22 protein-coding genes and 2 tRNA genes are annotated in these 24,133 nt (G+C 71.9%); 3 read left to right on the forward strand and 21 right to left on the reverse strand.

The features are described 5' to 3' along the window. Window positions 1–87 precede the first annotated feature (87 nt). From ACFZDL_RS14845 to ACFZDL_RS14870, 6 genes are all read right to left on the reverse strand, one after another. Window positions 88–933, reverse strand: a complete 846-nt coding sequence (locus ACFZDL_RS14845; RefSeq protein WP_353589644.1) for a DegV family protein — start codon at window positions 931–933, stop codon at window positions 88–90. Between the two features lie 55 nt (window positions 934–988). After that, the gene (locus tag ACFZDL_RS14850) at window positions 989–1,759 is read right to left on the reverse strand and encodes a hypothetical protein (RefSeq protein WP_353589646.1); all 771 of its coding nucleotides are present in this window, start codon (window positions 1,757–1,759) and stop codon (window positions 989–991) included. Between the two features lie 188 nt (window positions 1,760–1,947). Then, window positions 1,948–4,821, reverse strand: coding sequence for a leucine--tRNA ligase (gene leuS / locus ACFZDL_RS14855; RefSeq protein WP_353589647.1), 2,874 nt, complete (start codon window positions 4,819–4,821; stop codon window positions 1,948–1,950). 295 nt (window positions 4,822–5,116) lie between these two features. Next, window positions 5,117–5,189 (reverse strand) — tRNA-Ala (locus tag ACFZDL_RS14860). A gap of 79 nt (window positions 5,190–5,268) precedes the next feature. Then, window positions 5,269–5,502 carry a hypothetical protein gene (locus ACFZDL_RS14865; RefSeq protein WP_065959277.1) on the reverse strand — a complete coding sequence of 78 codons (234 nt, stop codon included), beginning with the start codon at window positions 5,500–5,502 and terminating at the stop codon, window positions 5,269–5,271. 199 nt (window positions 5,503–5,701) lie between these two features. Then, window positions 5,702–7,216, reverse strand: a complete 1,515-nt coding sequence (locus ACFZDL_RS14870) for an MFS transporter (RefSeq protein WP_353589649.1) — start codon at window positions 7,214–7,216, stop codon at window positions 5,702–5,704. 206 nt (window positions 7,217–7,422) lie between these two features. Here ACFZDL_RS14870 and ACFZDL_RS14875 point away from each other — a divergent pair, with 206 nt between their 5' ends. Beyond that, the gene (locus ACFZDL_RS14875) at window positions 7,423–8,373 is read left to right on the forward strand and encodes a helix-turn-helix transcriptional regulator (protein WP_353589651.1); all 951 of its coding nucleotides are present in this window, start codon (window positions 7,423–7,425) and stop codon (window positions 8,371–8,373) included. Between the two features lie 31 nt (window positions 8,374–8,404). Here the strand turns inward: ACFZDL_RS14875 and ACFZDL_RS14880 are convergent. The 7 genes from ACFZDL_RS14880 to ACFZDL_RS14910 form a co-directional block, all read right to left on the reverse strand. After that, window positions 8,405–8,477 (reverse strand) — tRNA-Ala (locus ACFZDL_RS14880). Window positions 8,478–8,549: 72 nt separating this feature from the next. Next, window positions 8,550–9,203: a histidine phosphatase family protein gene (locus ACFZDL_RS14885; RefSeq protein WP_353589778.1), complete on the reverse strand. Its 654-nt coding sequence runs from the start codon at window positions 9,201–9,203 to the stop codon at window positions 8,550–8,552. Further along, window positions 9,200–9,649: a ribosome silencing factor gene (gene rsfS, locus ACFZDL_RS14890; protein ID WP_353589653.1), complete on the reverse strand. Its 450-nt coding sequence runs from the start codon at window positions 9,647–9,649 to the stop codon at window positions 9,200–9,202. The genes ACFZDL_RS14885 and rsfS overlap by 4 nt, the downstream gene beginning before the upstream one ends. An 83-nt stretch (window positions 9,650–9,732) precedes the next feature. Next, a complete protein-coding gene (locus tag ACFZDL_RS14895; protein WP_353589654.1) occupies window positions 9,733–11,598 on the reverse strand; it encodes a LytR C-terminal domain-containing protein in 1,866 nt (621 codons plus the stop codon). Between the two features lie 10 nt (window positions 11,599–11,608). Next, entirely contained in the window at window positions 11,609–12,220 is a 612-nt protein-coding gene (gene nadD, locus ACFZDL_RS14900; RefSeq protein ID WP_319685608.1) for a nicotinate-nucleotide adenylyltransferase, read from the reverse strand. A gap of 59 nt (window positions 12,221–12,279) precedes the next feature. After that, window positions 12,280–12,444 (reverse strand): hypothetical protein, encoded by a 165-nt coding sequence (locus tag ACFZDL_RS14905; RefSeq protein ID WP_353589656.1) that lies wholly within the window; start codon window positions 12,442–12,444, stop codon window positions 12,280–12,282. Window positions 12,445–12,510: 66 nt separating this feature from the next. After that, window positions 12,511–12,663, reverse strand: coding sequence for a hypothetical protein (locus tag ACFZDL_RS14910; RefSeq protein WP_353589658.1), 153 nt, complete (start codon window positions 12,661–12,663; stop codon window positions 12,511–12,513). Between the two features lie 90 nt (window positions 12,664–12,753). On the opposite strand from ACFZDL_RS14910, the gene ACFZDL_RS14915 reads away from it, so the two are divergent. Further along, window positions 12,754–13,926 (forward strand): M48 family metallopeptidase, encoded by a 1,173-nt coding sequence (locus ACFZDL_RS14915; RefSeq protein ID WP_353589660.1) that lies wholly within the window; start codon window positions 12,754–12,756, stop codon window positions 13,924–13,926. 22 nt (window positions 13,927–13,948) lie between these two features. Here the strand turns inward: ACFZDL_RS14915 and ACFZDL_RS14920 are convergent, their stop codons facing one another. The 5 genes from ACFZDL_RS14920 to proB all read right to left on the reverse strand — a co-directional run bounded on the left by ACFZDL_RS14920 (window position 13,949) and on the right by proB (window position 19,284). Further along, window positions 13,949–15,034, reverse strand: coding sequence for a hypothetical protein (locus ACFZDL_RS14920; protein WP_353589662.1), 1,086 nt, complete (start codon window positions 15,032–15,034; stop codon window positions 13,949–13,951). A 59-nt stretch (window positions 15,035–15,093) separates the two neighbouring features. Beyond that, the gene (locus tag ACFZDL_RS14925; protein ID WP_353589664.1) at window positions 15,094–15,759 is read right to left on the reverse strand and encodes a hypothetical protein; all 666 of its coding nucleotides are present in this window, start codon (window positions 15,757–15,759) and stop codon (window positions 15,094–15,096) included. A 187-nt stretch (window positions 15,760–15,946) separates the two neighbouring features. Beyond that, window positions 15,947–17,254, reverse strand: a complete 1,308-nt coding sequence (locus ACFZDL_RS14930; protein WP_353589666.1) for a glutamate-5-semialdehyde dehydrogenase — start codon at window positions 17,252–17,254, stop codon at window positions 15,947–15,949. 189 nt (window positions 17,255–17,443) lie between these two features. Next, the gene (locus tag ACFZDL_RS14935) at window positions 17,444–17,914 is read right to left on the reverse strand and encodes a hypothetical protein (RefSeq protein WP_353589667.1); all 471 of its coding nucleotides are present in this window, start codon (window positions 17,912–17,914) and stop codon (window positions 17,444–17,446) included. A 212-nt stretch (window positions 17,915–18,126) separates the two neighbouring features. Further along, complete coding sequence (proB, locus tag ACFZDL_RS14940; protein WP_353589669.1) at window positions 18,127–19,284, reverse strand: glutamate 5-kinase; 1,158 nt, start codon at window positions 19,282–19,284, stop codon at window positions 18,127–18,129. 355 nt (window positions 19,285–19,639) lie between these two features. Between proB and ACFZDL_RS14945 the strand changes: the two genes are divergently transcribed. Then, entirely contained in the window at window positions 19,640–21,751 is a 2,112-nt protein-coding gene (locus ACFZDL_RS14945) for a hypothetical protein (protein WP_353589671.1), read from the forward strand. 104 nt (window positions 21,752–21,855) lie between these two features. Here ACFZDL_RS14945 and obgE read toward each other — a convergent pair whose 3' ends face one another. From obgE to rplU, 3 genes are all read right to left on the reverse strand, one after another. Then, window positions 21,856–23,289 (reverse strand): GTPase ObgE, encoded by a 1,434-nt coding sequence (gene obgE, locus ACFZDL_RS14950; RefSeq protein ID WP_353589673.1) that lies wholly within the window; start codon window positions 23,287–23,289, stop codon window positions 21,856–21,858. 129 nt (window positions 23,290–23,418) lie between these two features. Further along, a complete protein-coding gene (gene rpmA, locus ACFZDL_RS14955) occupies window positions 23,419–23,676 on the reverse strand; it encodes a 50S ribosomal protein L27 (protein WP_014179696.1) in 258 nt (85 codons plus the stop codon). A gap of 14 nt (window positions 23,677–23,690) precedes the next feature. After that, window positions 23,691–24,011: a 50S ribosomal protein L21 gene (rplU, locus tag ACFZDL_RS14960; protein WP_014179695.1), complete on the reverse strand. Its 321-nt coding sequence runs from the start codon at window positions 24,009–24,011 to the stop codon at window positions 23,691–23,693. Window positions 24,012–24,133 lie beyond the last annotated feature (122 nt).

The following is a 24,133-nucleotide window of genomic DNA, read 5'->3' on the forward strand; positions in this document are numbered from 1 at the left end:
ACTCCGTCACCCGGACAGGCACCGGACGAGCCCACCCAACCACGCCCCGCCACGCCCCGCCCCTCCCCGCTCCGCCGATGACCGGCGCTAGCGCGGCGAGACCACCGCGCCCAGCAGCCCGGGCCCGGTGTGGGCGCCGATCACCGCGCCGACCTCACTGACGTACAGCTCCTCGAGACCGGGCACCCGCTCGCGCAGCCGGTCCGCGAGGGCCGCTGCCCGCTCGCCCGCGGCCAGGTGCTGCACCGCGATGTCCACGGGGCTCCGGCCGGCCCGCTCCACCACGATCTCCTCCAGCCGGGCGATGGCCTTCGACGCGGTGCGCACCTTCTCCCGCAGCTCGATCCGGCCCTCGTCCAGCTGGAGCAGCGGCTTGACCGCGAGGGCCGAGCCGAGCAGCGCCTGGGCGGCCCCGATGCGCCCGCCGCGGCGCAGATAGTCGAGGGTGTCGACGTAGAAGTAGGCGGCGGTGCTCTCGGCCCGCTTCTCGGCGGCCGCGACCGCCTCGTCCAGCGTGCCGCCGCTCTCCGCGGTCTCGGCCGCCGACAGGGCGCAGAAGCCGAGCGCCATGGCCACCATCCCGCTGTCCACCACCCGCACCGGCACGGGCGCGTCCTGGGCGGCGAGCACGGCCGCGTCGTAGGTGCCGGAGAACTCGGCTGACAGGTGGAGGGAGACGATGCCCGTCGCGCCCGCCTCGGCGGCCGCGCGGTAGGCGGCCGCGAACATCGCCGGGCCGGGCCGGGACGTGGTCACCGGTCTGCGCTTCTGCAGCGCCTGCGCGAGGGACCGGGCCGAGATCTCGGTCCCCTCCTCCAGTGCCCGGTCTCCGAGCACCACCGTCAGCGGCACCGAGACGATGTGGTGCCGCTCCATGGCCTCCTGTGGAAGGTACGCCGTGGAATCGGTCACGATCGCGACATGGCGGGACATGACTGGGAGGTTATCGGGGGATGGCCTGGGCGGACAGCGCGACCCCGCCGGGTGATCAGGTCGTGTTCTCGCGGCGCGCGCCCGCGGCGTCAGCCGGGGACACCACCTTCTGCCACCAGTGGTCCGCCCCGGCCGTGGGGCCGGGGCCGGTGAGGGACCGGGGTGGCTCGCCGCCGGCCGCCGGGCGGTCCGCCGAGGACGCCGGTCCGGGCGCGGGCGCGGCAGGCCCGGCGGACCCGGCCGCGGCACCGGCAGACCCCGCCCCGTTCCCGGCCGCGGTCCCCGGCGCCCAGTGCCGCAGCGCGCCCGACTCGACCTCGATCTCGCGGTCCAGCGCGTCCAGGTCGTCCTGGGCGAACCGCTGCGCCCGGTCCTGCGCCGCCCAGCGGAGCGAGTCAGCGGAGCGGGTGATCCGCTCCGTACGCTCCCGGAGCTCGGGCAGCCGGGATTCCAGGCGGGCCTTGGCGGGCTCCTGCTCCAGTCGCTTCAGCTCCTCGTCCAGCTCCCGCCCGTGGGCGCTCAGCCGCTCGAAGAGGCCCAACGCCTCGGACAGCGACGGATCTTGGGGCGCCCCCGCCCGCAGCACCTCATGGGTCGCCCGCATCGAGGTGCGCAGCGACAGGCGCAGCTCGGCGAGCTCGCCCGCCGGGCCCGGCTGTACGAACTGCTTGGCCCGCAGCCTGGTGTCCTCCACCGTGCGGCGGGCCTGGCTGACCGTGCGGTCGATGCCGCGCTTGGCCGCCTTGACCGCCCGCACGCTCGCGTAGACCCCCGCCGAGACGAAGAGCAGGAAGACAAGCAGCAGGATCCAGACAACGGCTTCCATGCGCGCTCCTTCGCGGCGGCGGGCCGGGTGGCTCCGGCCGACGGCATCGGTCGTCCTCCCACCGTAAACGCAACGGGTGGGTCGGGGGTTCCCGGCGAACCCCCAACCCACCCGTAGGTGGGATCCCTGACGACTCCGCCCCGGAGCAATCAGCGATCAGCGATCAGCGATCAGCGGCCAGCAGGCGATCACGCGGGGACGATGTTCACCAGCTTCGGCGCCCGCACGATCACCTTCCGGATCCCCGCGCCGTTCAGCGCGGCCACCACCGCCGGGTCGCCCAGGGCCAGCTTCTCCAGCTCCTCCTCGGAGACCGAGGGCGCGACCTCCAGCCGTGCCTTGACCTTGCCCTTGACCTGCACCACACAGGTCACGGTCTCGTCGACGACATACGCCGGGTCGGCGACCGGGAAGGGCTCGTGGACGACCGTCGTGTCGTGGCCCAGCCTGCGCCACAGCTCCTCGGCGACGTGCGGCGCCAGCGGCGCGATCAGCAGCACCAGGGCCTCGGCGACCTGGCGCGGCACCTCGCGGGCCTTGGTGACGTGGTTGTTCAGCTCGGTGATCTTGGCGATGGCGGTGTTGAACCGCAGGTTCACCATGTCCTGCCGCACGCCGTCGATCGCCTTGTGCAGGGCGCGCAGCGTCGCCTCGTCCGGTTCGGCGTCCACGACGGTGACCTCGCCGGAGGCCTCGTCCACCACATTGCGCCACAGGCGCTGCAGCAGCCGGTACTGGCCGACGACCGCCCGGGTGTCCCAGGGCCGCGACACGTCCAGCGGCCCCATGGCCATCTCGTACAGGCGCAGCGTGTCGGCCCCGTACTCGGTGCAGATCTCGTCCGGGGTGACGGCGTTCTTCAGGGACTTGCCCATCTTGCCCAGCAGCCGGGTGACCTTCTCGCCCTGGTAGTAGTACGCGCCGTCCCGCTCCTCGACCTCCGCCGCCGGGACCGCGATGCCGCGGCTGTCCCGGTAGACATAGGCCTGGATCATGCCCTGGTTGTACAGCTTGTGGAACGGCTCGGCCGAGGAGATGTGGCCCAGGTCGTACAGCACCTTGGACCAGAACCGCGCGTACAGCAGGTGCAGCACGGCGTGCTCGGCGCCGCCGACGTACAGGTCGACGCCGCCGGTCGGCTGCCCCTCACGCGGCCCCATCCAGTACCGCTCGATGTCGGGGTCGACCAGCCGCTCGGCGTTGTGCGGGTCCAGGTAGCGCAGCTCGTACCAGCAGGAGCCGGCCCAGTTGGGCATGGTGTTGGTCTCGCGGCGGTACCGCTTGGGTCCGGCGCCGTCGCCCAGGTCCAGCACCACGTTGACCCAGTCCTCGTTCCGGGACAGCGGGGTCTCCGGGGAGGTGTCGGCGTCGTCGGGGTCGAAGGTGCGCGGCGAGTAGTCCTCGACCTCCGGCAGCTCCAGCGGCAGCATCGACTCGGGCAGCGGGTGGGCCACGCCGTCCTCGTCGTAGACGATCGGGAAGGGCTCGCCCCAGTAGCGCTGGCGGCTGAACAGCCAGTCGCGCAGCCGGAAGTTGACCGTGCCCTCGCCGATGCCGCGGGCGGCCAGCCACTCGGCCATCCGGGTCTTGGCCTCGGCGACGCCCAGGCCGTCCAGTGAGATGCCCTCGCCCGCCGAGTTGATGATCTTCGCGTCGTACGAGCTGAAGGCGTCGTCCCAGGTGGACGGGTCGGTGCCGCGGTCGTCGGAGGGCTCGACGACACAGCGCATCGGCAGCTCGAAGGCGCGGGCGAAGGCGAAGTCGCGGGTGTCGTGCGCGGGGACGGCCATGATCGCGCCGGTGCCGTAGCCCATCAGCACGTAGTCGGCGATGAAGACCGGCACCCGCTCGCCGCTGACCGGGTTGACCGCGAAGGCGCCCGTGAAGACGCCGGTCTTGTCCTTGGCCTCGGCCTGCCGCTCGACGTCGGATTTGGCGGCGGCCTGCTTGCGGTACGCGGCGACGGCCTCGGCGGGGGTGGCGTGGCCGCCGGTCCACACCTCGTGCGTGCCCTCGGGCCAGGCGGCCGGGACGATGTCGTCCACCAGGCCGTGCTCGGGGGCCAGCACCATATAGGTCGCGCCGAACAGGGTGTCCTGGCGGGTGGTGAAGATCGTGATCTTGGCGTCGGGGTGGCCCGCCACGGGGAAGTCCACCCGGGCGCCCTCGCTCCGCCCGATCCAGTTGCGCTGCTGCAGCTTGATGGCCTCGGGCCAGTCCAGCGCCTCCAGGTCATCCAGCAGCCGGTCCGCGTAGGCGGTGATCCGCATGTTCCACTGGCGCAGGTTGGCCTTGAAGACCGGGAAGTTGCCGCGCTCGGAGCGGCCCTCGGCGGTGACCTCCTCGTTGGCCAGCACGGTGCCCAGGCCCGGACACCAGTTGACGGGCGCGTCGGAGGCGTACGCCAGGCGGTAGCCGCTCAGGACGTCCGCGCGCTCGGCGGCGGTCAGCTCCTCCCAGGGGCGCCCGTCCGGGGTCGTGCGCTCACCGGAGGCGAACTGCTCGACCAGGGTGGCGATCGGGCGCGCCTTCCCGGCCTCCTGGTCGTACCAGGAGTTGAAGATCTGCAGGAAGATCCACTGGGTCCACTTGTAGTAGTCCGGGTCGATCGTCGCGAAGGAGCGGCGCGGGTCGTGGCCCAGGCCCAGGCGGCGCAGCTGGCGCCGCATGTTCTCGATGTTGGCCTCGGTGCTCACCCGGGGGTGGGTGCCGGTCTGTACGGCGTACTGCTCGGCGGGCAGGCCGAAGGCGTCGAAGCCCAGGGTGTGCAGGACGTTGTGGCCCGACATGCGGTGGAAGCGGGCGTAGACGTCGGTGGCGATATAGCCCAGGGGGTGGCCGACGTGCAGGCCCGCGCCGGAGGGGTACGGGAACATGTCCATGATGAACTTCTTGGGCCGCGCCACGGCCTCCGGGTCCCCGGCCAGCTCACCGCTCGGGTTGGAGGCGTCGTACGTGCCGTTCGCGTCCCAAAAGTCCTGCCAGCGGGCCTCGATGTCGGCGGCCAGCGCGGCGGTGTAGCGGTGCGGCGCGGCCGCCTCGGCGGCATTGGTCTCGCTCATGGTCCTCAAAGCTCCATCGGTCGTCTCTGCCTGCGGTACCGGGCGACTCTTCGTCGCAGTCGCATCTGAAACAAAAAGACCCCTCGCACAGGAGGGGACGCCGCGCCGATTCCGACCAGGTGGCTCACCGGTCGGGACTGATCAGCGCGGCCCGCTAAGCAGAAGGCGTACGGCACGCATGGGGTCAGGTTACCGCAGGGCACCAATGGCGCGCACAGAGGTCGCCGCCGGACCGGCCCGGGGCCCACGACAATGGGCGGACCGTCCTCATCGGACGGCCCGCCCATTCACACTGTGGAGCTAAGGAGAATTGAACTCCTGACCTCCTGCATGCCATGCAGGCGCTCTACCAACTGAGCTATAGCCCCAGGTCCTGCTCCGCCCGGTCCCCCCGGCGGCATCGCCTACATTACACGGACCCCACGGCCGTCTGCCAAATCGGTTTCCTTATGCCGTCGCGAAGGAGTAGAAGCGCTTCAGGGTGCAGTGCTCGTCGAGGAGCCGTCCGTAGATCGGCTCCCCTTCGAGCTCCCGGTACGTCTCGATCGGGTCGCCCTTGATGATCAGCGCCCGGGCGCACTCCACACACCAGTACTGGTAGTCGGGGTTGAGCGGTTCCATGTCGCGCACGATCGGCGTACCGCTGCCACACCAGTCGCACTTCCGGCTGTGTGCTCCCAATCTCACTCAGCTCCAGCTGTGGCCGCAGGCCGTACACACGTAGGAAACACCGCCGTTGTCACCGAGGACCTGGGCCACCTCACCGGAGCCGCAGGACGGGCACCGCAGAATGCTGCTCGGCATCCCACTGTCCCCTCCGTTCGGACTCGTCGCCCCATCCCCCTCCGGCCGCCGATTCTGCCACGGGAAGGCGCCCAGGTCAGCGGAGATTCCTCACACGCATCACCAGACCAACAATCGCCCCGCACAGCGCCGCGCCCGCCAGCGCCAGGCAGGTCACCCACAGAGCGTCCGCGGAGGCGTCCACGCCCGTCACCTGGCCCAGGAAGACCGCGCCGAAGACGGCGACGCCGGTCAGCAGGCCGAGTTGAGCCGATGTCACCAGCACGCCGCTGGCGTCCGCCGCGTCCTGCGGCCGGACGGTCGCCAACGTCCGGGTCAGCACGGGGCTGTAGGCGAAGGCGAGCCCCATCCCGACACCCACCAGGGCGACGAACAGCCAGGCGCCGCCGTTGGATCCGTCGCGCAGCGCCAGCCCGACCCCGGTGAACGAGAGGGCCGCCAGCACGAATCCGGCCGGTACGGTGACGGCGTGCCAGCGGGACGGGAGCCGCTGCCAGTTGAGCCCGACCAGGCCGAACGCCACGGCCGTGGGCGCGAATGTGCAGCCGGCCCGCAGGGCGCTGTAGCCGAGCCCGCCCTGCATGTGCAGCGTCATCACGAACAGGAAGCCCCCGTTGGCCGCCATCCCCAGGACGATCCGCACGATCGCCAGCGGCATGCCCGGCGCCCCCGCCACCCGTGGCGAGATCAGCGGTGCCCCGCCACGCCCGGCCAGCCGGGCCTCGTACACCGCGAAGACGGCCGCCAGGACCGCGCTCAGGCCCAGCATGGCCCAGCCCCACAGCGGCCAGCCCCGCTCCTGGCCGAGCACCATCGGCACGGTGAACAGCAGCACGGCCGCCGCGAGCAGCAGCAGACCGGCCAGGTCCAGGGTCCCGGACCGCCGCGCCGCGCCGCCGCCCGCGCCCGCCGCCGCCCGCTCCTCGGCGCCGCCCAGCCAGCGCGGCCCCAGGACCAGCAGCACGAGGCCGATCGGCACGTTCACCAGGAAGACCGGGCGCCAGCTCGTCCCGAACAGATCCGCCTGCACCAGCGCCCCGCCCAGGACCTGCCCGACGGCCGCGCCGGAGGCCAGCACCGCGGAATAGGCTCCGAGCGCACGGGCCCGCGAAGCGCCCGTGAACGTGCGCTGGATGAGGCTGAGCACCTGCGGCAGCATCACCGCCGCGCCCGCGCCCTGGATGAACCTGAAGGCGATCAGCGCGCCCGTCCCGGGGGCCAGTCCGCAGGCCAGCGAGGCGGCGGTGAAGACCGTGAGCCCGGCGAGGAACGCCTGCCGGTGGCCGATCAGGGCGCCAAGACGCGCGCCGGTGATCAGCAGCACGGCGTAGGAGATCGTGTAGCCCGCGACGACCATCTGCAGCCCGGCGCCCGAGGCATGCAGATCGGCGCTGAGGGCCGGTGCGGCGACGTTGACGATGAAGACGTCGAGGACCGCCATGAGCTGCCCGGCCAGGACGATCGCGAGCACCCGGCCGGGGCCCGGCGCCCGGCGCCGCGGCCGGTTGTCAGTGGCATCGCTTTTACTGGATCCACCGGTGCCGTCGAGCGCGCCGGGCGGCACCGAGGTGGTCGGGGTGGTGTGTGTCATGGACCGAAGCCTGGAGGCGGGCCGGTACGGGTAACGAGAGCCCGTCGATGCTGGTACTGGCAGCACCTGGCAGCCGTCCGCCGCAGCGAGGACCATGGGGCGGACGGAGACCCCCGGGTGGATCCGGGGCGCATACGCGGCCCCCGCCCATGGCGGCATGGGACACATGGGGGGCGTGCAGGACACGGGGGACTTGGGGGACGACGATGGCAGTGAGCACCCACCGCCGGCGGCCGGAGCTGGCCGCCTTCCTGCGCACCCGCCGCGCCCGGGTGACGCCCGCCGACGTGGGCATGGCCCCGGGGCTGCGCCGCCGCACGCCGGGGCTGCGCCGGGAGGAGGTCGCCCAGCTCTCCGGGGTCGGCGTGACCTGGTACACCTGGCTGGAGCAGGGCCGCCCGATCAACGTCAGCGCCCAGGTGCTGGACGCCGTGGCCCGCACCCTGCGTCTGGACCAGGCCGAGCGCGAGCACCTGTACCACCTCGCCGAGGTGCCGTACGCCCCCGATCGGGAGGGCCAGGCGCAGACGGTCAGCCCGGAGGTGCAGGGCATCATCGACGCGATCGACCCGCTCCCGGCGGTGGTCTACAACGCCCGGTACGACCTGCTGGCGCTGAACGCCGCGTACAAGACCCTCTTCCCGTCGCTGGCGGTAGCACCCCCTGCCGAGCGGAACGCGCTGTGGCAGCTGTTCTCCCACCCCGGCTGCTGCTCCATGTTCATCAACCGGGCCAATGAACTGCCGCTCATGGTGGCGACGCTGCGCGGCGGATACGGCCGCCATGTGGGCGAGCCCGCCTGGGAGGACTTCATCAACCGCCTGCTGGGCCTCAGCGAGGAATTCGCCCGGATGTGGCACAGCGGCGATGTCGCCCCGCCCGGCTCCCGGATCAAACTCGTGCGCCACGCCTCGGTCGGCGATCTGCGGCTGATCTCGACCTCCCTGGTGATTCAGGGGGCTCCGGAGAGCCGCGTCGTGGTCTACACCCCGAGCGACGAGCAGAGCCGGGTGCTCCTGGACCGGCTGCGCACGATCGACGACCTGCTCATCGGCTGCCCCCGGCACGCCCGGCGCGTCTCCGAGATCCTGGCGGAGCGGGTGGCGGCCACGGACGGGGGCACGAAGGCGGAAACGAAAGATCCCGCCTCCCTGTGAGGGAAGCGGGATCGCCATGGCCCAACTTCTGTGGAGCTAAGGAGAATTGAACTCCTGACCTCCTGCATGCCATGCAGGCGCTCTACCAACTGAGCTATAGCCCCGCGCTCCGTCGCGCCGGAGCGCTTGGAACGAGATGAAGCTTAGCCGGTGACCTGCCGGAAAAGGAAATCCGCTCAGTCGTCGTCGCCGAGCACCGGCTCCGGCAGCGATCCGGCGTTGTGCTCCAGGAGCCGCCAGCCGCGCGCCCCGTCGCCCAGTACCGACCAGCAGCAGTTGGACAGCCCGCCGAGCGCCTCCCAGGAATTGGGGTCGAGGCCGAGCAGCCGCCCGATGGTGGTGCGGATCGTGCCGCCGTGGCTGACCACGACCAGCGTGCCGCCGTCCGGCAGCTTGTCGGCGGCCTCCGTCACGACCGGGGCGGCCCGGTCGGCCACCTCGGTCTCCAGCTCGCCGCCGCCGCGCCGCACCGGCTCGCCGCGCTTCCACGCCGCGTACTGCTCGCCGAACCGCGCCGTGATCTCCTCGTGGGTGAGCCCCTGCCACTGCCCGGCGTAGCTCTCCCGCAGCCCCGCGTCGTAGCCGACCTCCAGGCCCGTGACGCCGGCCAGCTCGGCGGCCGTCGCCCTGGCGCGGCTGAGGTCGGAGGCGAGGATCGCGTGCGGCTTCAGCGCGGCCAGCAGGCGCGCCGAGCGGCGCGCCTGTACGACACCCGTCTCGGTCAGCTCGATGTCGGTGGTCCCCTGGAAGCGGCGCTCGACGTTCCAGGCCGTCTGGCCGTGGCGCCACAGGACTATGCGGCGGCCACGGCCGCTCCCGGAGCCGTTCAGCGCAGCTCACCGTCCATTCCGCCGAGCCCGACGTCGGCGGACTGGGCCTTCGCGTACTCCTCGGCCTTGCCGCGGGTGGCCTGGGCGTCGGCGGGCAGCTCCAGCTGCGGGCAGTCCTTCCACAGCCGCTCCAGGGCGTAGAAGACGCGCTCCTCGCTGTGCTGGACGTGGACCACGATGTCCACGTAGTCCAGCAGGACCCAGCGGGCCTCGCGGTCGCCCTCACGGCGGACCGGCTTGGCGCCCAGGTCCTTGTTCAGCCGCTCCTCGATCTCGTCGACGATGGACTTGACCTGGCGGTCGTTGGGAGCCGAGGCGAGCAGGAAGGCGTCGGTGATCGAGAGCACATCGCTGACGTCGTACGCGATGATGTCGTGCGCGAGCTTGTCGGCGGCGGCCTGGGCGGCGGCGTTGATGAGCTCGAGGGAGCGGTCAGTGGCGGTCACAGGCAAGGCTTCCGGTCGGTGGGACGTGACACCCCAAGGGTCTCACGCCCCACCGTCACCCCGTCCGGCCTACTCGCCCCCGGTCAGCTCTTCGGCTTGTAGTCCGGGCCGAGGAGGACCGTGATGTCCGCGTTCGAGGCGACCTTGCCCTTCTTCGCGGCGGTCGCGCCGAGCCCGAGCGTCCTGGCGACCTCCTTGGCCTGGGTGGCCTGCTTGGCGTCCGCGTACACCACCTGCGAGGCCGTCTGCGGAGTACCGCCCTGCTCGCTGGCTCCGACGACCGTGAAGCCGCCGTTGACCAGGGCGACCTGCGCCTCGTTGGCCGCGCCCCGCACCGCGCCCGCGTTCTTCACGCTGACCCGCGGAGCCGCGTCCTGGTCGGTGTTCTTGACCGCGCCGCCGAGGATGGTCTTGACCACCCGGTCGGTGGACTGCTCGCTGAGCGTGCCGTCCGGCTGGACGGGCAGCATGGTGGTGTCGTACGAACCGCCCTTGGCCTGCTCGGCCAGCCGGGCCAGCGACGCGCCGAGCTCCTTCTCGCTCAGCGACGGGTCCGGGATCTGGGCCAGCGACTCCACGGTGGTGGTGGCGCCGTCCGGGTCGCTGGAGATCTTCTTCAGCGCCGCGTGCATGACCTGCCCGAACCGCGCGAGCTGCTTGGTCTGCGTCTCGCCCTGCCCGCGGTAGGTGGCGTACGCGACGGCGGCCTCGCCGCCCAGGTCGCGCTGTTTGCCCCGCTCGACCAGCGGGTCATCGCCCTTCGCGGCGCCCGGGACGGTGGCGTCGGCGTCGAGGGTGATGCCGCCGACCAGCTCGACCAGGTTCTCCAGATACGGGGTGTCCAGCCGCCAGGTGCCCTGGATCTTCGAGCCCAGCAGCGTGCTCAGGGAGTCACGGGTGGCGTCGGAGCCCTCGTCGACCACCGACTTGCCGAGCGTGGTGGAGCCGCCGTCCTCGGTGGACAGGGCCAGCGCGTTCGGCAGCAGGACGGTGGTGCCCCTCTTGGTGGTCTCGTTGTCGACCAGCAGCGCGGTGGAGGTGCGCCCGCCCTTGGTCTCCCGCAGGTTGACCACGATCACATCGCGCTTCTGCGGCCCCCCGGCCGCGGCCGGGTCCTGCTCGCTGTCGGACAGGCCCGGCAGCTTGCCCGCGTACCAGAGGTAACCGACCCCGCCCACCGCCGCCAGGACCATGACCACCACGAGCGCCACCAGGCGGTTGCGGCCCTTGCGCTTGCGCTCGTCGCGCCGCTCGGTGCGGGTCTCGGCGAACTTGAGCCAGTCGATGACGTCTTCGGAGTCCTCGTCGGGCTCCTCGACGAAGGAGAACTGCTCGGTGCGGTACGGCTCGCCCTCGGGCTGCTCGGCGGACTGCTCGCCGGGGCGCCCGTCCGCTTGCCGGCCGGCCTGTCCGCCGGTGCGGGCGTCGGCCCGGGAGGGCGCCTGCTCGCGCTCTGCGGGGTGTGGCTCCTCGTACGCGTCACCGGGGGCCGGGGCCGCCGGGTCGCGCTGCGGGGGGACGGCGGGGCGCCCGCCGGGGGCGTAGGGCGTCTCGTAGGGGGCCGCGCCGTGGGAGGTGTCCTGGGGGGTGTCGTACGGGGCGTAGTCGTAGCCCTGCTGCTGGGGCTGCTGGGGCTGCGGCTGCTGGGGGTCGTAGTGGTGCGGGTACTGCTGCTGCCCGGCGTACAGGTCGTACTGGGGCTGCGGCTGCCCGTACTGCTGCTGCTGCGGCTGCTGGGCGTACGGGTCGTAGCCGTAACCTTCCTGCTGCTGCGGCTGCCCCTGCGCGTACGGGTCGTAGGGGGCACCGTCCAGCGGTGGCTGGGGGACCTGCTGCGCGTCCTGCGGCTCGTACACCGGCCGGCCATAGGCGTCGTAGCCGTAGATCTGCGGGTCCTGGGGATAGGAATCCCGCGCGTACGGGTCGTACGGGTCCTGTCGGTCGTTCACCGGTGCCCCTTCAGCAGTCGTGCCGGTACAGCTCACGCTTGTCGATGTAACGCACCACACCGTCGGGCACCAGATACCAGACCGGTTCGCCGTGTGCGACCCGCGCGCGGCAGTCCGAGGAGGAGATCGCCAGCGCCGGCACCTCGACCAGCGACACCCCGCCCTCCGGCAGCCCCGGATCGGCCAGTATGTGGCCGGGTCTGGTCACCCCGATGAAATGCGCGAGCGAGAACAGCTCCTCGGCGTCCCGCCAGGTGAGGATCTGGGCCAGCGCGTCCGCGCCGGTGATGAAGAACAGGTCCGCGTCGCTGTTCAACGCGCGCAGATCGCGCAGCGTGTCCGTGGTGTACGTGGGGCCGCCCCGGTCGATGTCGATGCGGCTGACCGAGAACTGCGGGTTCGAGGCCGTCGCGATCACGGTCATCAGATAGCGGTCCTCGGCCGGGGAGACCTTCTTGTGGCTCTTCTGCCACGGCTGCCCGGTCGGTACGAACACCACTTCGTCGAGGTGGAACTGTGAGGCGACCTCGCTGGCGGCGACCAGGTGGCCATGGTGGATCGGATCGAACGTCCCGCCCATCACCCCGAGCCGCCGCTTGACGTGGCCCATCTGCTCTCCCATGCGAGCAGACCCTACTGGGCCCGGCCCGGCGCCGGGACCCGTGGGGACTGTGACCTCGGTCAGCGGTCCCGGTTGAAGCGCGTGGTCACCCACAGCAGCAGGAGGAGGATCACCAGGGCACCGCCGCCGGTCAGGAAGGGGCTGATGCTCGGATGGTTGTCGACGTGCTCACCCTCGGAGGCGAGAGTCGTCAGGGTGGCGTGCGCGGTGCTGAGAGCGGTCATCGCAGGCAGAACCTATCCGGATCGAGGCGGGCAAGTGCGTCCGCCACATCGTATGCGAGCCGGATCTCAGTCCTGCTTGTACCCGCGCAACAGGAACCAGGCCAGCAGCACGGCGCCCACGATGCCCACCACCAGGACGATGCGCAGCAGGGCGCCCGGACCACCCTCGTGCTTGGAGGTGGCGGCGAGCACTTCTGTGAGACCAGTCAAGTCGGGCATGCCTCCACGCTAACCCTCCCCGGGCCGGAGGCCGTCACCAGGCCCTAGGCTGGTGACCGCACGGACCAGGCAGTCCAGCGAGGGGGCCAGATGAGTGACGACAACACGCCTGGCGGCGGGCAGGAGCGGTTGCCGGGGCGTGAGCGGCGGCGGTTCCCGGACATCTCCTCGCGCGCGTACGAACACCCGGCGGACCGGTCCGCGCTGGTCGCGCTGCGCAAGCTGACCGGTTTCGACACGGTCTTCAAGGCGATGAGCGGGCTGCTGCCCGAGCGGAGCCTGCGGCTGCTGTACCTGTCCGATTCGGTGCGGGTCAGCGACCGGCAGTTCGCGCATCTGCACGACATGCTCCGGGACGCCTGTTACATCCTGGACCTGGACAAGGTCCCCGCGATGTACGTCACACAGGACCCGCGGCCGAACGCGATGTGCATCGGCATGGAAGAGCCGATCATCGTGATGACCACCGGCCTGGTCGAACTGCTCGACGAGGAGGAGATGCGGGCGGTCGTCGGCCACGAGGTGGGCCACGCGCTGTCCGGGCACTCGGTCTACCGCACGATCCTGCTGTTCCTGACCAATCTGGCGATGAAGGTCGCCTGGATCCCGCTCGGCAATGTCGCGGTGATGGCCGTGGTGACGGCGCTGCGCGAGTGGTTCCGCAAGTCGGAGCTGTCGGCGGACCGCGCCGGGCTGCTGGTCGGGCAGGATCTGAAGGCGTCGATGCGCGGGCTGATGAAGCTCGCGGGCGGCCACCACCTGCACGAGATGAATGTGGACGCCTTCCTGGAGCAGGCGGAGGAGTACGAGGCCGGCGGCGATCTGCGGGACTCCGTGCTGAAGATCCTGAACATGCTGCCGCGCAGCCATCCGTTCACCACCGTGCGCGCCGCCGAGCTGAAGAAGTGGGCCGCCGGGCGCGACTACCAGCGGATCATGGACGGTCACTACCCGCGGCGCGACGAGGACAAGAACACCTCGGTCAGCGACTCCTTCAAGGAGTCGGCGAACCACTACGCGGAGTCCGTGCGCGGCAGCAAGGACCCGCTGATGGCGTTCGTACGGGATGTGGCGGGCGGTGCCGGGGACCTCGGCAGCAAGCTGCGCGAGAAGTTCACCGGCGGCGCCTCGGCCGCCAAGGAGCCGCCCAAGGACGGCCCGGGCGGTCAGGGCGGTCAGGGCGGTCAGCGTGGCTCTGGCGGCTCGGGTGACTCGGGTGGCGACACCCCGCCCGAGTCCGGTCCCGGGCCGGACCTTCCGTAACGTCCGTAAGGGGCGGCGGGCGTCAGGAGCCGGAGCCCGGCAGACGCGGCAGGGCTCCGGGGGCCAGGACGCCGCACAGGGAGGCCTTGGGGCGGCCGGAGCTGTACGGGTCCGTGCCGGTCGGCGCGTCGCCCTTGGCGCTCTGCCCGGCCAGCATCGGCCGCAGATACCCGGCGGCGTTAGCGGCGCACGCCTGCGGGCCCGCCAGCACGGAGCTCTGCACCACCTCCAGGTGGTGGTCGCGCAGATCGCCGCGGTCGAAGCGGAACCGCGTCTCGCGCCGCACGGTGAACAGCGAGGCGTGGTCGGTGCCGCCGTCATGGGGCCGCTGCAGGGCGTAGACGAAGGTGTGGTCGGCGGTGACCTCCAGCGTCGAGGTGGTCCGCTCGGTGGCCGTCAGGGTGCCGTGGACGCGGACCACGGGCGCGGCCAGCGACGCCTCGGCCGGGTTGAAGCGGTTCAGCCAGCCGGTGGCCGCGTACCGCCCGTCGTCGGCCGGGTGCTCGAAGCTGTGGTCGAACTGGTCGAGCTGGTCCGGGTCGAGCAGCAGCCGTACGGAGCGCACCTCGCCGCCGGTGATCACGTCCGAGTCGATGGCCGACTTGACGACGTATTCCTTGGCCGTGGTGAGCGCGCTCATCACCTGGCTCTCGGAGAAGCTGCGGGTGCGCCGCACACCGGGCAGGGTGACGCCCGCGGCGCCGGTGGCGAACGCGGCGGCCGGGCTGTTCTCGAACAGGGCCGCGGGCTCCCCGCCGGGCACCTGACCGCGCGGCGCGAGCGGCACCACGCTGGAGCGCAGCGGCTCGACGGCCTGCGGCTGGGAGCTCGGGTAGGGGTGACGCACCCCCAGATAGACGGCGGTGGCGAAGGCGAAGGCGATCAGCAGCACCAGGATGACGGCCTGGCGTGAGCCGCCCGCCCGCGCCCAGGCGTGCCGGCTGCGCACCGCTCTGGCGTGTTCGCCCATGCGCTCCTGGGCCGAGAATTCCTGAAGCCGGGCAGCACGGACGAACGACTCGTCGAAAACGACGGAGCGATACTCGTCGTCACCGCCTCCCGGGACGCCCTCGGGTGTCCCCTCAGGAGGGTTTCCACGCCCGGTCATATCTCAAGAGTAGGTCGCGAGGGGCGCCGGTAAACGCGGTGATACTCCACAACTTCCGCTTACGGCGAGCGCGGCACGGCCGTGACCGTGGTGGCCGGCTCGCCCGCGTCGGCGGACTCGGATGACGCCGGCTCCGAGGGCACGGCGCCCGGCCGGCCGGCGGGTGTGGCGTCGACGCCGCTGGTGGCCGGCGGCGGGGACGGGTCCTGGCGGTTGCCGGAGGCGCCGCGGTAGACGGCCGTGAAGGCCAGCGCGACCACCCCTATGCCCATCAGAACGGCCAGCAGCCAGGCCACCGGACGGTGCCAGCGGGCATGGCCGCGGTAGGGTCGCCCGGCGCTGCCGTACCGGCCGTACGGGCCATAGGGGCCGTAGCCGTCCCGGCCGTGGCCGAATCCGCCGGCCGGGTCGGCGTCGAAGGCGGCGTCGGTATCGTCGTACCGGCCGTCTTCGAACTCGGCGTCGCCGTCAGGGCCGTAACCGTCCTCGTAGAGCTCGTCCTCGGGGGAGACGCCGGCCGTGCGGCGGCGGGACGCCTCGGCGTCGGCGCGGGCCTGGGCGGCGGCCAGCATCCGCTCGATGGCGGTGGGTTCGTGAATCGCGGCGGACCGTACGAAGTCCTCGTCGAAGACCACGGTGGCGAACTCGTCGTTCGCTTCCCCGTGGCCGCGGTCTTCGGGCTCGTCACCGTCCGGGAACGGCTTGCCTCCCACATCGTCCGGCACCCATTCAGAGTAGACCGGACGGGTCAATTTGGGCAGGGTGAAATGCTATTCGGGGGAACAGGAGCCAGGAGTGGAGCGGCGGAAATACACCCGATCGGCGTACCCCCAAGAGGCCGCGGCGTCCCCCGATCGGGGGACGCCATGCGGGGGATGACGGCAGTACGGGACGCCTCGGGGGGAGTCCCGCTCAGCGGGTGTGGCCGTCGCCGGTGACGATGTACTTGGTCGAGGTCAGCTCCGGCAGACCCATCGGGCCGCGGGCGTGCAGCTTCTGCGTGGAGATGCCGATCTCGGCGCCGAACCCGAACTGGCCGCCGTCCGTGAACCGGGTGGAGGCGTTCACCGCGACCGTCGTCGAGTCCACCAGCTGGGTGAAGCGACGGGCGGCCATCTGGGAGGTGGTGACGATCGCCTCGGTGTGACCGGAGGACCACAGCCGGATGTGGGCCACCGCGGCGTCCAGGGAGTCCACGACGGCCGCGGCGATGTCGTACGACAGGTACTCGGTCTCCCAGTCCTCCACCACCGCCGGGACGACCGTGGCCTTGGACCCTTCCAGCCCCTCCGCCAGGGCCAGCACCCGCTCGTCGGCGTGCACCGTCACCCCGGCCTCGGCCAGCGCGTCCAGGGCGCGCGGCAGGAACGCGGCCGCGATGTCCTGGTGGACCAGCAGGGTCTCGGCGGCGTTGCACACACTGGGCCGCTGCGCCTTGGAGTTCACCAGGATCTCGATCGCCATGTCGAGGTCGGCCTGCGCGTCCACGTACACATGGCAGTTGCCGGTGCCGGTCTCGATGACCGGGACCGTCGACTCCTCGACGACCGTACGGATCAGCGAGGCGCCACCGCGCGGGATCAGCACGTCCACCAGGCCGCGGGCGCGCATCAGCTCGGCCACCGACTCCCGGCTCTCGCCCGGCACCAACTGCACGGCGTCCGCGGGCAGTCCGGCCCCGCCGACCGCGTCGCGCAGGACCTTCACCAGCGCGGCGTTGGACTGGTACGCGGACGACGAGCCGCGCAGCAGCACGGCGTTGCCCGACTTCAGGCACAGCGCGGCCGCGTCCACCGTGACGTTGGGCCGGGCCTCGTAGATGATGCCGACGACGCCGAGCGGCACCCGCACCTGGCGCAGGTCGATCCCGTTGGGCAGGGTCGAGCCGCGCACCACCTCGCCGACCGGGTCGGGCAGCGCCGCCACGTCGCGCACGTCCGAGGCGATGGCCCGCACCCGCTCGGGGGTGAGGGTGAGCCGGTCGATGATCGCCTCGCTGGTGCCCGCCTCGCGCGCCCGCTCCACGTCCGCCGCGTTGGCCTCGACGATCTCCTTGGTCCGCACCTCCAGCGCGTCGGCCATCGCGAGCAGCGCGTCGTCCTTGGCCGCGCGCGGCAGCGGGGCGAGGTCGGTGGCCGCGACGCGGGCACGGTAGGCGGCCTGGAGGACCGGGGACTTCGGCCAGGGGTCCGTGAGGGGCGAGGTGGGTGCGCTGGTCATGGGATGAAGCCTACTGAGCGCCCGGCCGTATGCCCTCCGCCGTCCCGCTTTTCGAGACGGGATTCTCACGATGGAAACGGCTGGGCCTCATCGGGACGCATCAGCCCCCATCGGTCCCCGTCCGTCCCCGTCAGCCGCTGTCAGCCCCCGTCCGTCCCCGTCCGTCCCTGTTAGTCCCTGTCGGCCCCGTCAGTACGGGTGCACCCCCACCGGTGCGGCCGGCGGCGGGCCGTACCCCTCCGCGACGCGCTGGTGGTATGTCTCCCGGTCGATGACCTCGAGACCGACGATCTCCCAGGGCGGCAGCTTGGCCGTGGACCGGTGCTCGCCCCACAGCCGCAGGGCGACCGCCGCCGCGTCATGCAGGTCCCGGGCCTGTTCCCAGTAGCGGATCTCGGCGTGATCGTTGGCATAGCGGCTGGTCAGCAGGAACGGATGGTCATGGGCCAGCCGCTCGAGCGCCTGCCGGACGTCCCGCAGCGGGGCCTCCGCGCCCGAGAGGCTGAGGGTGACATGCCACATGCGGGTGGCCTCGCCGGGCGCGCCCGCCGCGTCCACCGCCTCCGGCGCCTCGCCCACCCCCGCGCCCATGGTCCCGACACTGGTCAGGGTGCGCCCCGCCGCTCCTTTGGGCAGCGCCCCCGAGCGCCCTCGTCTCACCGGCGGCCTCCTGTTGCTCGCTGCTCCGCTCACGCGCCGGGCGGAGCCGGTGTTGTGCTGCGGTTACCCGCGGTTCGATGTACGGGCCCACTGCCGGTGCGGCCCCGTGCAACAAAGTTGACCAGCCCGCGGGAGGCCGCGTGGCGATTTTCCGGAAGCTCTCCGTTGAATGAACGGACTTGTCGGATTTTCTCTCCCTCGAGTGACGTCCGTCACGTGTGCAACACGACCAGGTCGTCCCGGTGCACGACCTCGCGCTCGTACGCCGGGCCCAGCTCGCGGGCCAGCTCGCGCGTCGACCGTCCGATCAGCCGGGGGATCTCCTTGGCGTCGAAGTTGACCAGCCCCCGGGCGACGGCCCGCCCCTCGGTGTCGCGCAGCTCGACCGGGTCCCCCGCGGTGAACTCGCCCTCCACAGCGGCGATACCGGCCGGCAGCAGCGAGGTGCGGCGCTCCACCACGGCCCGCACCGCCCCGTCGTCCAGGGTGAGCGCCCCGCGCGGGGCGGAGGCGTGGGCGAGCCACAGCAGCCGGTCGGCGGAGCGGCGGCCGGTGCGGTGGAAGAACGTGCCGGTGGGGCGGCCCAACAGGGCGTCACCGGCCCGGCTGGCGGAGGTGAGCACGACCGGGACACCGGCCGCTGCCGCGATACGGGCCGCCTCGACCTTGGTGACCATGCCGCCGGTGCCCACCCCGGAGCGGCCGGCGCTGCCGATCGAGACGCCGTCCAGGTCCCCGGGGCCGGTGACCTCGGCGATCCGGGAGGTGCCGGGGGTCCGGGGGTCCCCGTCGTAGAGGCCGTCCACGTCGGAGAGCAGCACCAGCAGGTCGGCCCGCACCAGATGGGCGACCAGGGCCGCGAGCCGGTCGTTGTCGCCGAAACGGATCTCGTCCGTGGCCACCGTGTCGTTCTCGTTGACGATCGGCACGGCCCCCATGGCCAGCAGCTGGTCCAGGGTGCGGGTGGCGTTGCGGTAGTGGGCGCGGCGGCTGGTGTCGTCGGTGGTGAGCAGGACCTGTCCGACCCGGCGCCCGTAGCGCGCGAAGGAGGCGGTGTAGCGGGCCACCAGCAGGCCCTGGCCGACGCTGGCGGCGGCCTGCTGGCGGGCCAGGTCGCGCGGGCGCCGCTCGAGCCCCAGCGGTGCCAGGCCCGCGGCGATGGCACCGGAGGAGACCAGGACTATCTCCTTGCCCTCCGCGTCGCGGGGGCCGTCCAGAAACTTGGCGAGGACGTCCACCAGCGCGTCGACCCTGTCCGCGTCCAGGCCTCCCGCCGCGGTGGTGAGGGAGGACGAGCCGATCTTGACCACGATCCTGCGGGCCGCGGCCACCTCGTCCCGTACCGCCGCCGACCCGTCCTGCTCGCTCACGCCGCTCCCCTGCTCGTCCCCTGGTCGGTGCGCGCCCTGAAGAGCGCTTCTTTCTCCACACTCATCATGACAAGCGCGCAATGTACGTCAGCCGGGGCGCCGAGTGCCCGGCTATTTCAGCCCCTGGACGCACCGCCCCCGCGAACGCCCGACGAACGCCCCCGGCGGTCGCCTCCCGGCCGCCTGCCGGTTGCCCTACGGTCGCCCGGCGGTCGCCCGGGCGGCCTCGGGCGGATCCTTTGGACCCGATTCGAGATGGTTGGCGCGGGCGCGGATTGTCACCGGGCCTGGCGGCGGCATACGGTCAGGGGTCCCCCCATACAGTTCCCTCGTTCTCCTGCCAGGAGCTCAACCCGTGCCCTCTGCCGGAATCGCCCCCCGCCGGGCCGTACAGCTGGCTGCGCTGCTCGCGATGCTGGTGTTCTTCACCACACAGCTCGTCGGCGCCGTGCTCCCGAACGTGCCCCTCCTGATCGCCGCTTCGGCGGGTGGCCTCGCGCTCGATCTCTATCTGCAGCACAAGCAACCAGGACTGCTGTCGCTGCTGGGCAAGGTCCGCCTCGACGTCACGGTGCGCCAGCTCTTCCGGGACATGCTCATCCTGGTGGGACTGCTGCGCATAGAGGGCATCGACCCGCTGCACGAGCAGGCGCCGCTGACGGCCGGGCTGCTGCTCTTCTACGTGACGCACTTCGCCTGCCAGGCCGTGGCCATAGTGGTCCGCCGCACCCGCCAGCTGCCGTTCGTCACCCGCAACATCGACGCGTCGGCGCTGCGGCTGTCCGACGCCCCGCCGCGGCTGTTCGCCCGCCAGCACGGCCGCCGGCTGGTGCGCCTGTCGCTCCCGGTCACCGCGGGTCTGCTGGTCACCGCCGGCACCGAGGACGCCCTGTGGGGCGCGATCGGCGTGGCCGTCGGGCTGCTGATCGCGGTCGCCGGCACCGTCCACCTGGGCACCTGGCTGCTGCCGCGCAAGCGCGTGGTCGGCGAGGCCAAGGCGCTGGAGTGGCTGGACAAGTGGCTGGCGGAGTACCAGCCGACGGTGGGCATGTACTTCTCCGGCGGCACCACCTCGGCGTACCAGGCGAACATGTGGCTCTCCACGCTCGCCGCGCTCGACGGCAACCCGATCATCGTGCTCCGCGAGCGGTTCATGGTGCAGAAGATCGACGCGACGGACGTGCCGATCGTGTGCCTGCCGAAGGTCGCGCACCTGATGCGGCTCGAGCACTCCACGCTCAAGCTGCTGCTCCACCCGGCGAACTCCGGCAAGACCTCGCAGGTCCTGCGCATCCCGTCGATCAAGCACGCCTTCATCAACCACGGCGAGAGCGACAAGCTCTCCAGCTGCAACCCGTACGCCAAGGCGTACGACGAGGTGTGGGTCGCGGGCCCGGCGGCGCGTGAGCGCTACCAGCTCGCCGACATCGGCGTCGAGGACAAGGACGTGGCCGAGGTCGGCCGCCCGCAGCTGGCCCCGATCCGCCCCTACGCGGCCGCGTCCACCGGCGCGCTCGGCGGCGCCGGCGCGGAGCACTTCACCACCGTGCTGTACGCGCCCACCTGGGAGGGATGGGACGGCAACCCGGGCAACACCTCGGTCATCCTGGCGGGTGAGAACATCGTCCGCGAGCTGCTCGCCGACCCCAAGGTGCGCCTGCTGTACAAGCCGCACCCGATGACCGGCTCGGTCGACCCGCGCGCGGGCCGCGCCAACGAGCGCATCATGGCGATGATCGCCGAGGCCAACACCAAGCGGAGCGGCGCCCGGCCCGGCCCGGAGGCCGCCGCCGAGCTGGCCCGCCGCACCGCTGAGCTGAACCGCCTCACCAGCACCTCCTTCCGCCCCAGCGCGGACGAGATCGAGCGCATGAAGCTCCAGGGCGCCCCGGGCGAGGACCGCGCCGCGGTCGTCGCGGCGGCCACCACGGCCTGGGAGAACGCCTACTGGGCGTCGATGCCGGTGTGGGAGCACCAGATCATCACCGGCCCCCGGCCGGCCATCTTCGCCTGCTTCAACCAGTCGGACCTGCTGATCAGCGACGTCTCGAGCGTGGTCTCGGACTACCTGACCAGCGAGAAGCCGTACGCGGTGGCGAACACCAGCGGGCTGTCCGAGGCCGAGTTCAAGGCGGGCTTCCCGACGGTGCGCGCCGCGACCATCCTCACGCCGAAGGCCAAGGGCATCCCCGCGCTCCTCGAAGCGGTCCGCGACCCGGCGAAGGACACCAACGTGGCCGCGCGCGCGGAGCTGAAGGTGCATCTGCTGGGCCCGTCCGACCCGCCGTCGCTGGTGCGCTTCAACGCGGCCGCCCAGGCCCTGTGCGCCAAGGCCGACGCCCGCCGGGCCCGGATGGCCACCCGTCTGGCGGACGAGATCCCCGCGCAGCGTGAGGCCAGGGACGCCGCCGAGGAGGCGGAGCTGGAGCCGGGCTCGCCCGAGGCGGAGGAGACGGCGGCGGTCTGACCCGGCCGCCGCGCCCGCGAGTACGGCGAAGGGCCCCGGGAGAACGGAGCGTTCTCCCGGGGCCCTTCGCCGTACGCACCGCCGTAGCGGGGCCTCAGACGCCGCTAGAAGGGCTTGAAGGCGTCGTACTCGTGCTGGGCCTCGTCCCGCTCCGCGTCGCGCTCACGGCGGCGCTGGGCGGCCGGGCGGGGCTCCTCGAAGCGGTGGTCCTCGCCGCGGCGGCCGAGCATCTCCGCGCCGGCCGTAAGGGACGGCTCCCAGTCGAAGACGACGGCGTCGTCCATGGCGCCGATGACGACCTCGTCGCCCGCCCGCGCCCCGGCCTTCACCAGCTCCTCCTCGACGCCCAGGCGGGCCAGCCGGTCGGCGAGGTAGCCGACGGCCTCGTCGTTGTTGAAGTCGGTCTGCCGGACCCAGCGCTCGGGCTTCTCGCCCAGCACCCGGTAGAAGCCGTCCTCGACGACGACCTTGAAGCCCGCGTCGTCCACGGCCTTCGGCCGGATGACGATACGGGTCGCCTCCTCCTTGGGCTTGGCCGCCCGCGCGTCCGCGACGATCTTCGCCAGGGCGAACGAGAGCTCCTTGAGGCCGTGCCGGGAGACCGCCGACACCTCGAAGACCTGGTAGCCGCGGGCCTCCAGGTCCGGCCGGATGATGTCGGCGAGGTCCTGCCCGTCGGGGACGTCGACCTTGTTGAGGGCGACCAGCCGCGGCCGGTTCTCCAGGCCCCCGTACTCCCTCAGCTCCGCCTCGATGACGTCGAGGTCGGTCAGCGGGTCGCGCTCGGACTCCAGCGCCGCCGTGTCCAGGACGTGGACGAGCACCGAGCAGCGCTCGACATGGCGCAGGAACTCCAGGCCCAGGCCCTTGCCCTGGCTGGCGCCGGGGATCAGGCCCGGCACATCGGCGATGGTGTAGACGGTCGAGCCCGCCGTCACCACGCCGAGGTTGGGCACCAGGGTGGTGAAGGGATAGTCGGCGATCTTCGGCTTGGCGGCCGAGAGCACCGAGATCAGCGAGGACTTGCCGGCGCTCGGGTAGCCGACCAGGGCCACGTCCGCCACCGTCTTGAGCTCCAGGACCACATCCCCGGCGTGGCCCGGCTCGCCCAGCAGCGCGAAGCCGGGGGCCTTGCGGCGGGCCGAGGCCAGGGCGGCGTTGCCCAGGCCGCCGCGGCCGCCCTGGGCGGCGATGTAGGTGGTGCCCTGCCCGACCAGGTCGGCCAGGACGTTGCCCTGCTTGTCGAGGACGACGGTGCCGTCCGGGACGGGCAGGACCAGGTCCGTGCCGTCCTTGCCGGAGCGGTTGCCGCCCTCGCCCGGCTTGCCGTTGGTGGCCTTGCGGTGCGGGCTGTGGTGGTAGTCGAGCAGCGTGGTGACCGACTGGTCGACGACCAGGATCACATCGCCGCCACGGCCGCCGTTGCCGCCGTCCGGGCCGCCGAGCGGCTTGAACTTCTCGCGGTGCACGGAGGCGCAGCCGTGGCCTCCGTTACCCGCGGCGACGTGCAGCTCGACGCGGTCCACGAAGGTGGTCATGACGCTGTGCCTCCAAAGTAACGACGTACAGGATGTCTTAGGCGTAACGCACCGAGGGCGGACCCGCTTCCCCGTCACGGGGAAGAGCGGTCCGCCCTCGGAAAGGTGTGTGGTGTCGCCCCGGGCTGATTACTCAGCGACCGGAACGATGTTCACGACCTTGCGGCCACGCGCGGTGCCGAACTGCACCGCACCGGCGGCCAGCGCGAACAGCGTGTCGTCGCCGCCACGGCCGACGCCCGTGCCCGGGTGGAAGTGAGTGCCGCGCTGACGGACCAGGATCTCGCCCGCGTTGACGACCTGGCCGCCGAAGCGCTTGACGCCGAGCCGCTGGGCGTTGGAGTCGCGACCGTTCCGGGTGGACGATGCGCCCTTCTTGTGTGCCATCTCTCCTCAGTCCCTTACTTCGCAGCCGCGTCGATGCTGGTGATCTTCAGCGCGGTGTGCAGCTGACGGTGGCCGATCCGCTTGCGGTAGCCGGTCTTGTTCTTGTACTTCAGGATGTCGATCTTGGCGCCCTTGTGGTGGTCCACGACCTCGGCCTGAACCTTCACCCCGGCCAGCACCCACGGGTCGCTGGTCACGGCGTCGCCGTCGACAACGAGCAGAGTCGAGAGCTCGACGGTGTCGCCGACCTTACTGCTGGACAGACGGTCGACCTCAATGACGTCGCCCACGGACACCTTCTGCTGGCGGCCGCCGGTGCGCACGATTGCGTACACGCGGTTCTCACTCTCTCGCTAGTAATCGGGACCTCTGATGCCAGCCGCTCCCCACCGACCCGCACGGTCCGTGGTTCACCGATCGCCTCGTATCGCCTCAGGAGGGTGACGTGGCAACGGCG

The organism is Streptomyces sp. NPDC007917 (assembly GCF_042959105.1).
GTDB lineage: Bacteria > Actinomycetota > Actinomycetes > Streptomycetales > Streptomycetaceae > Streptomyces.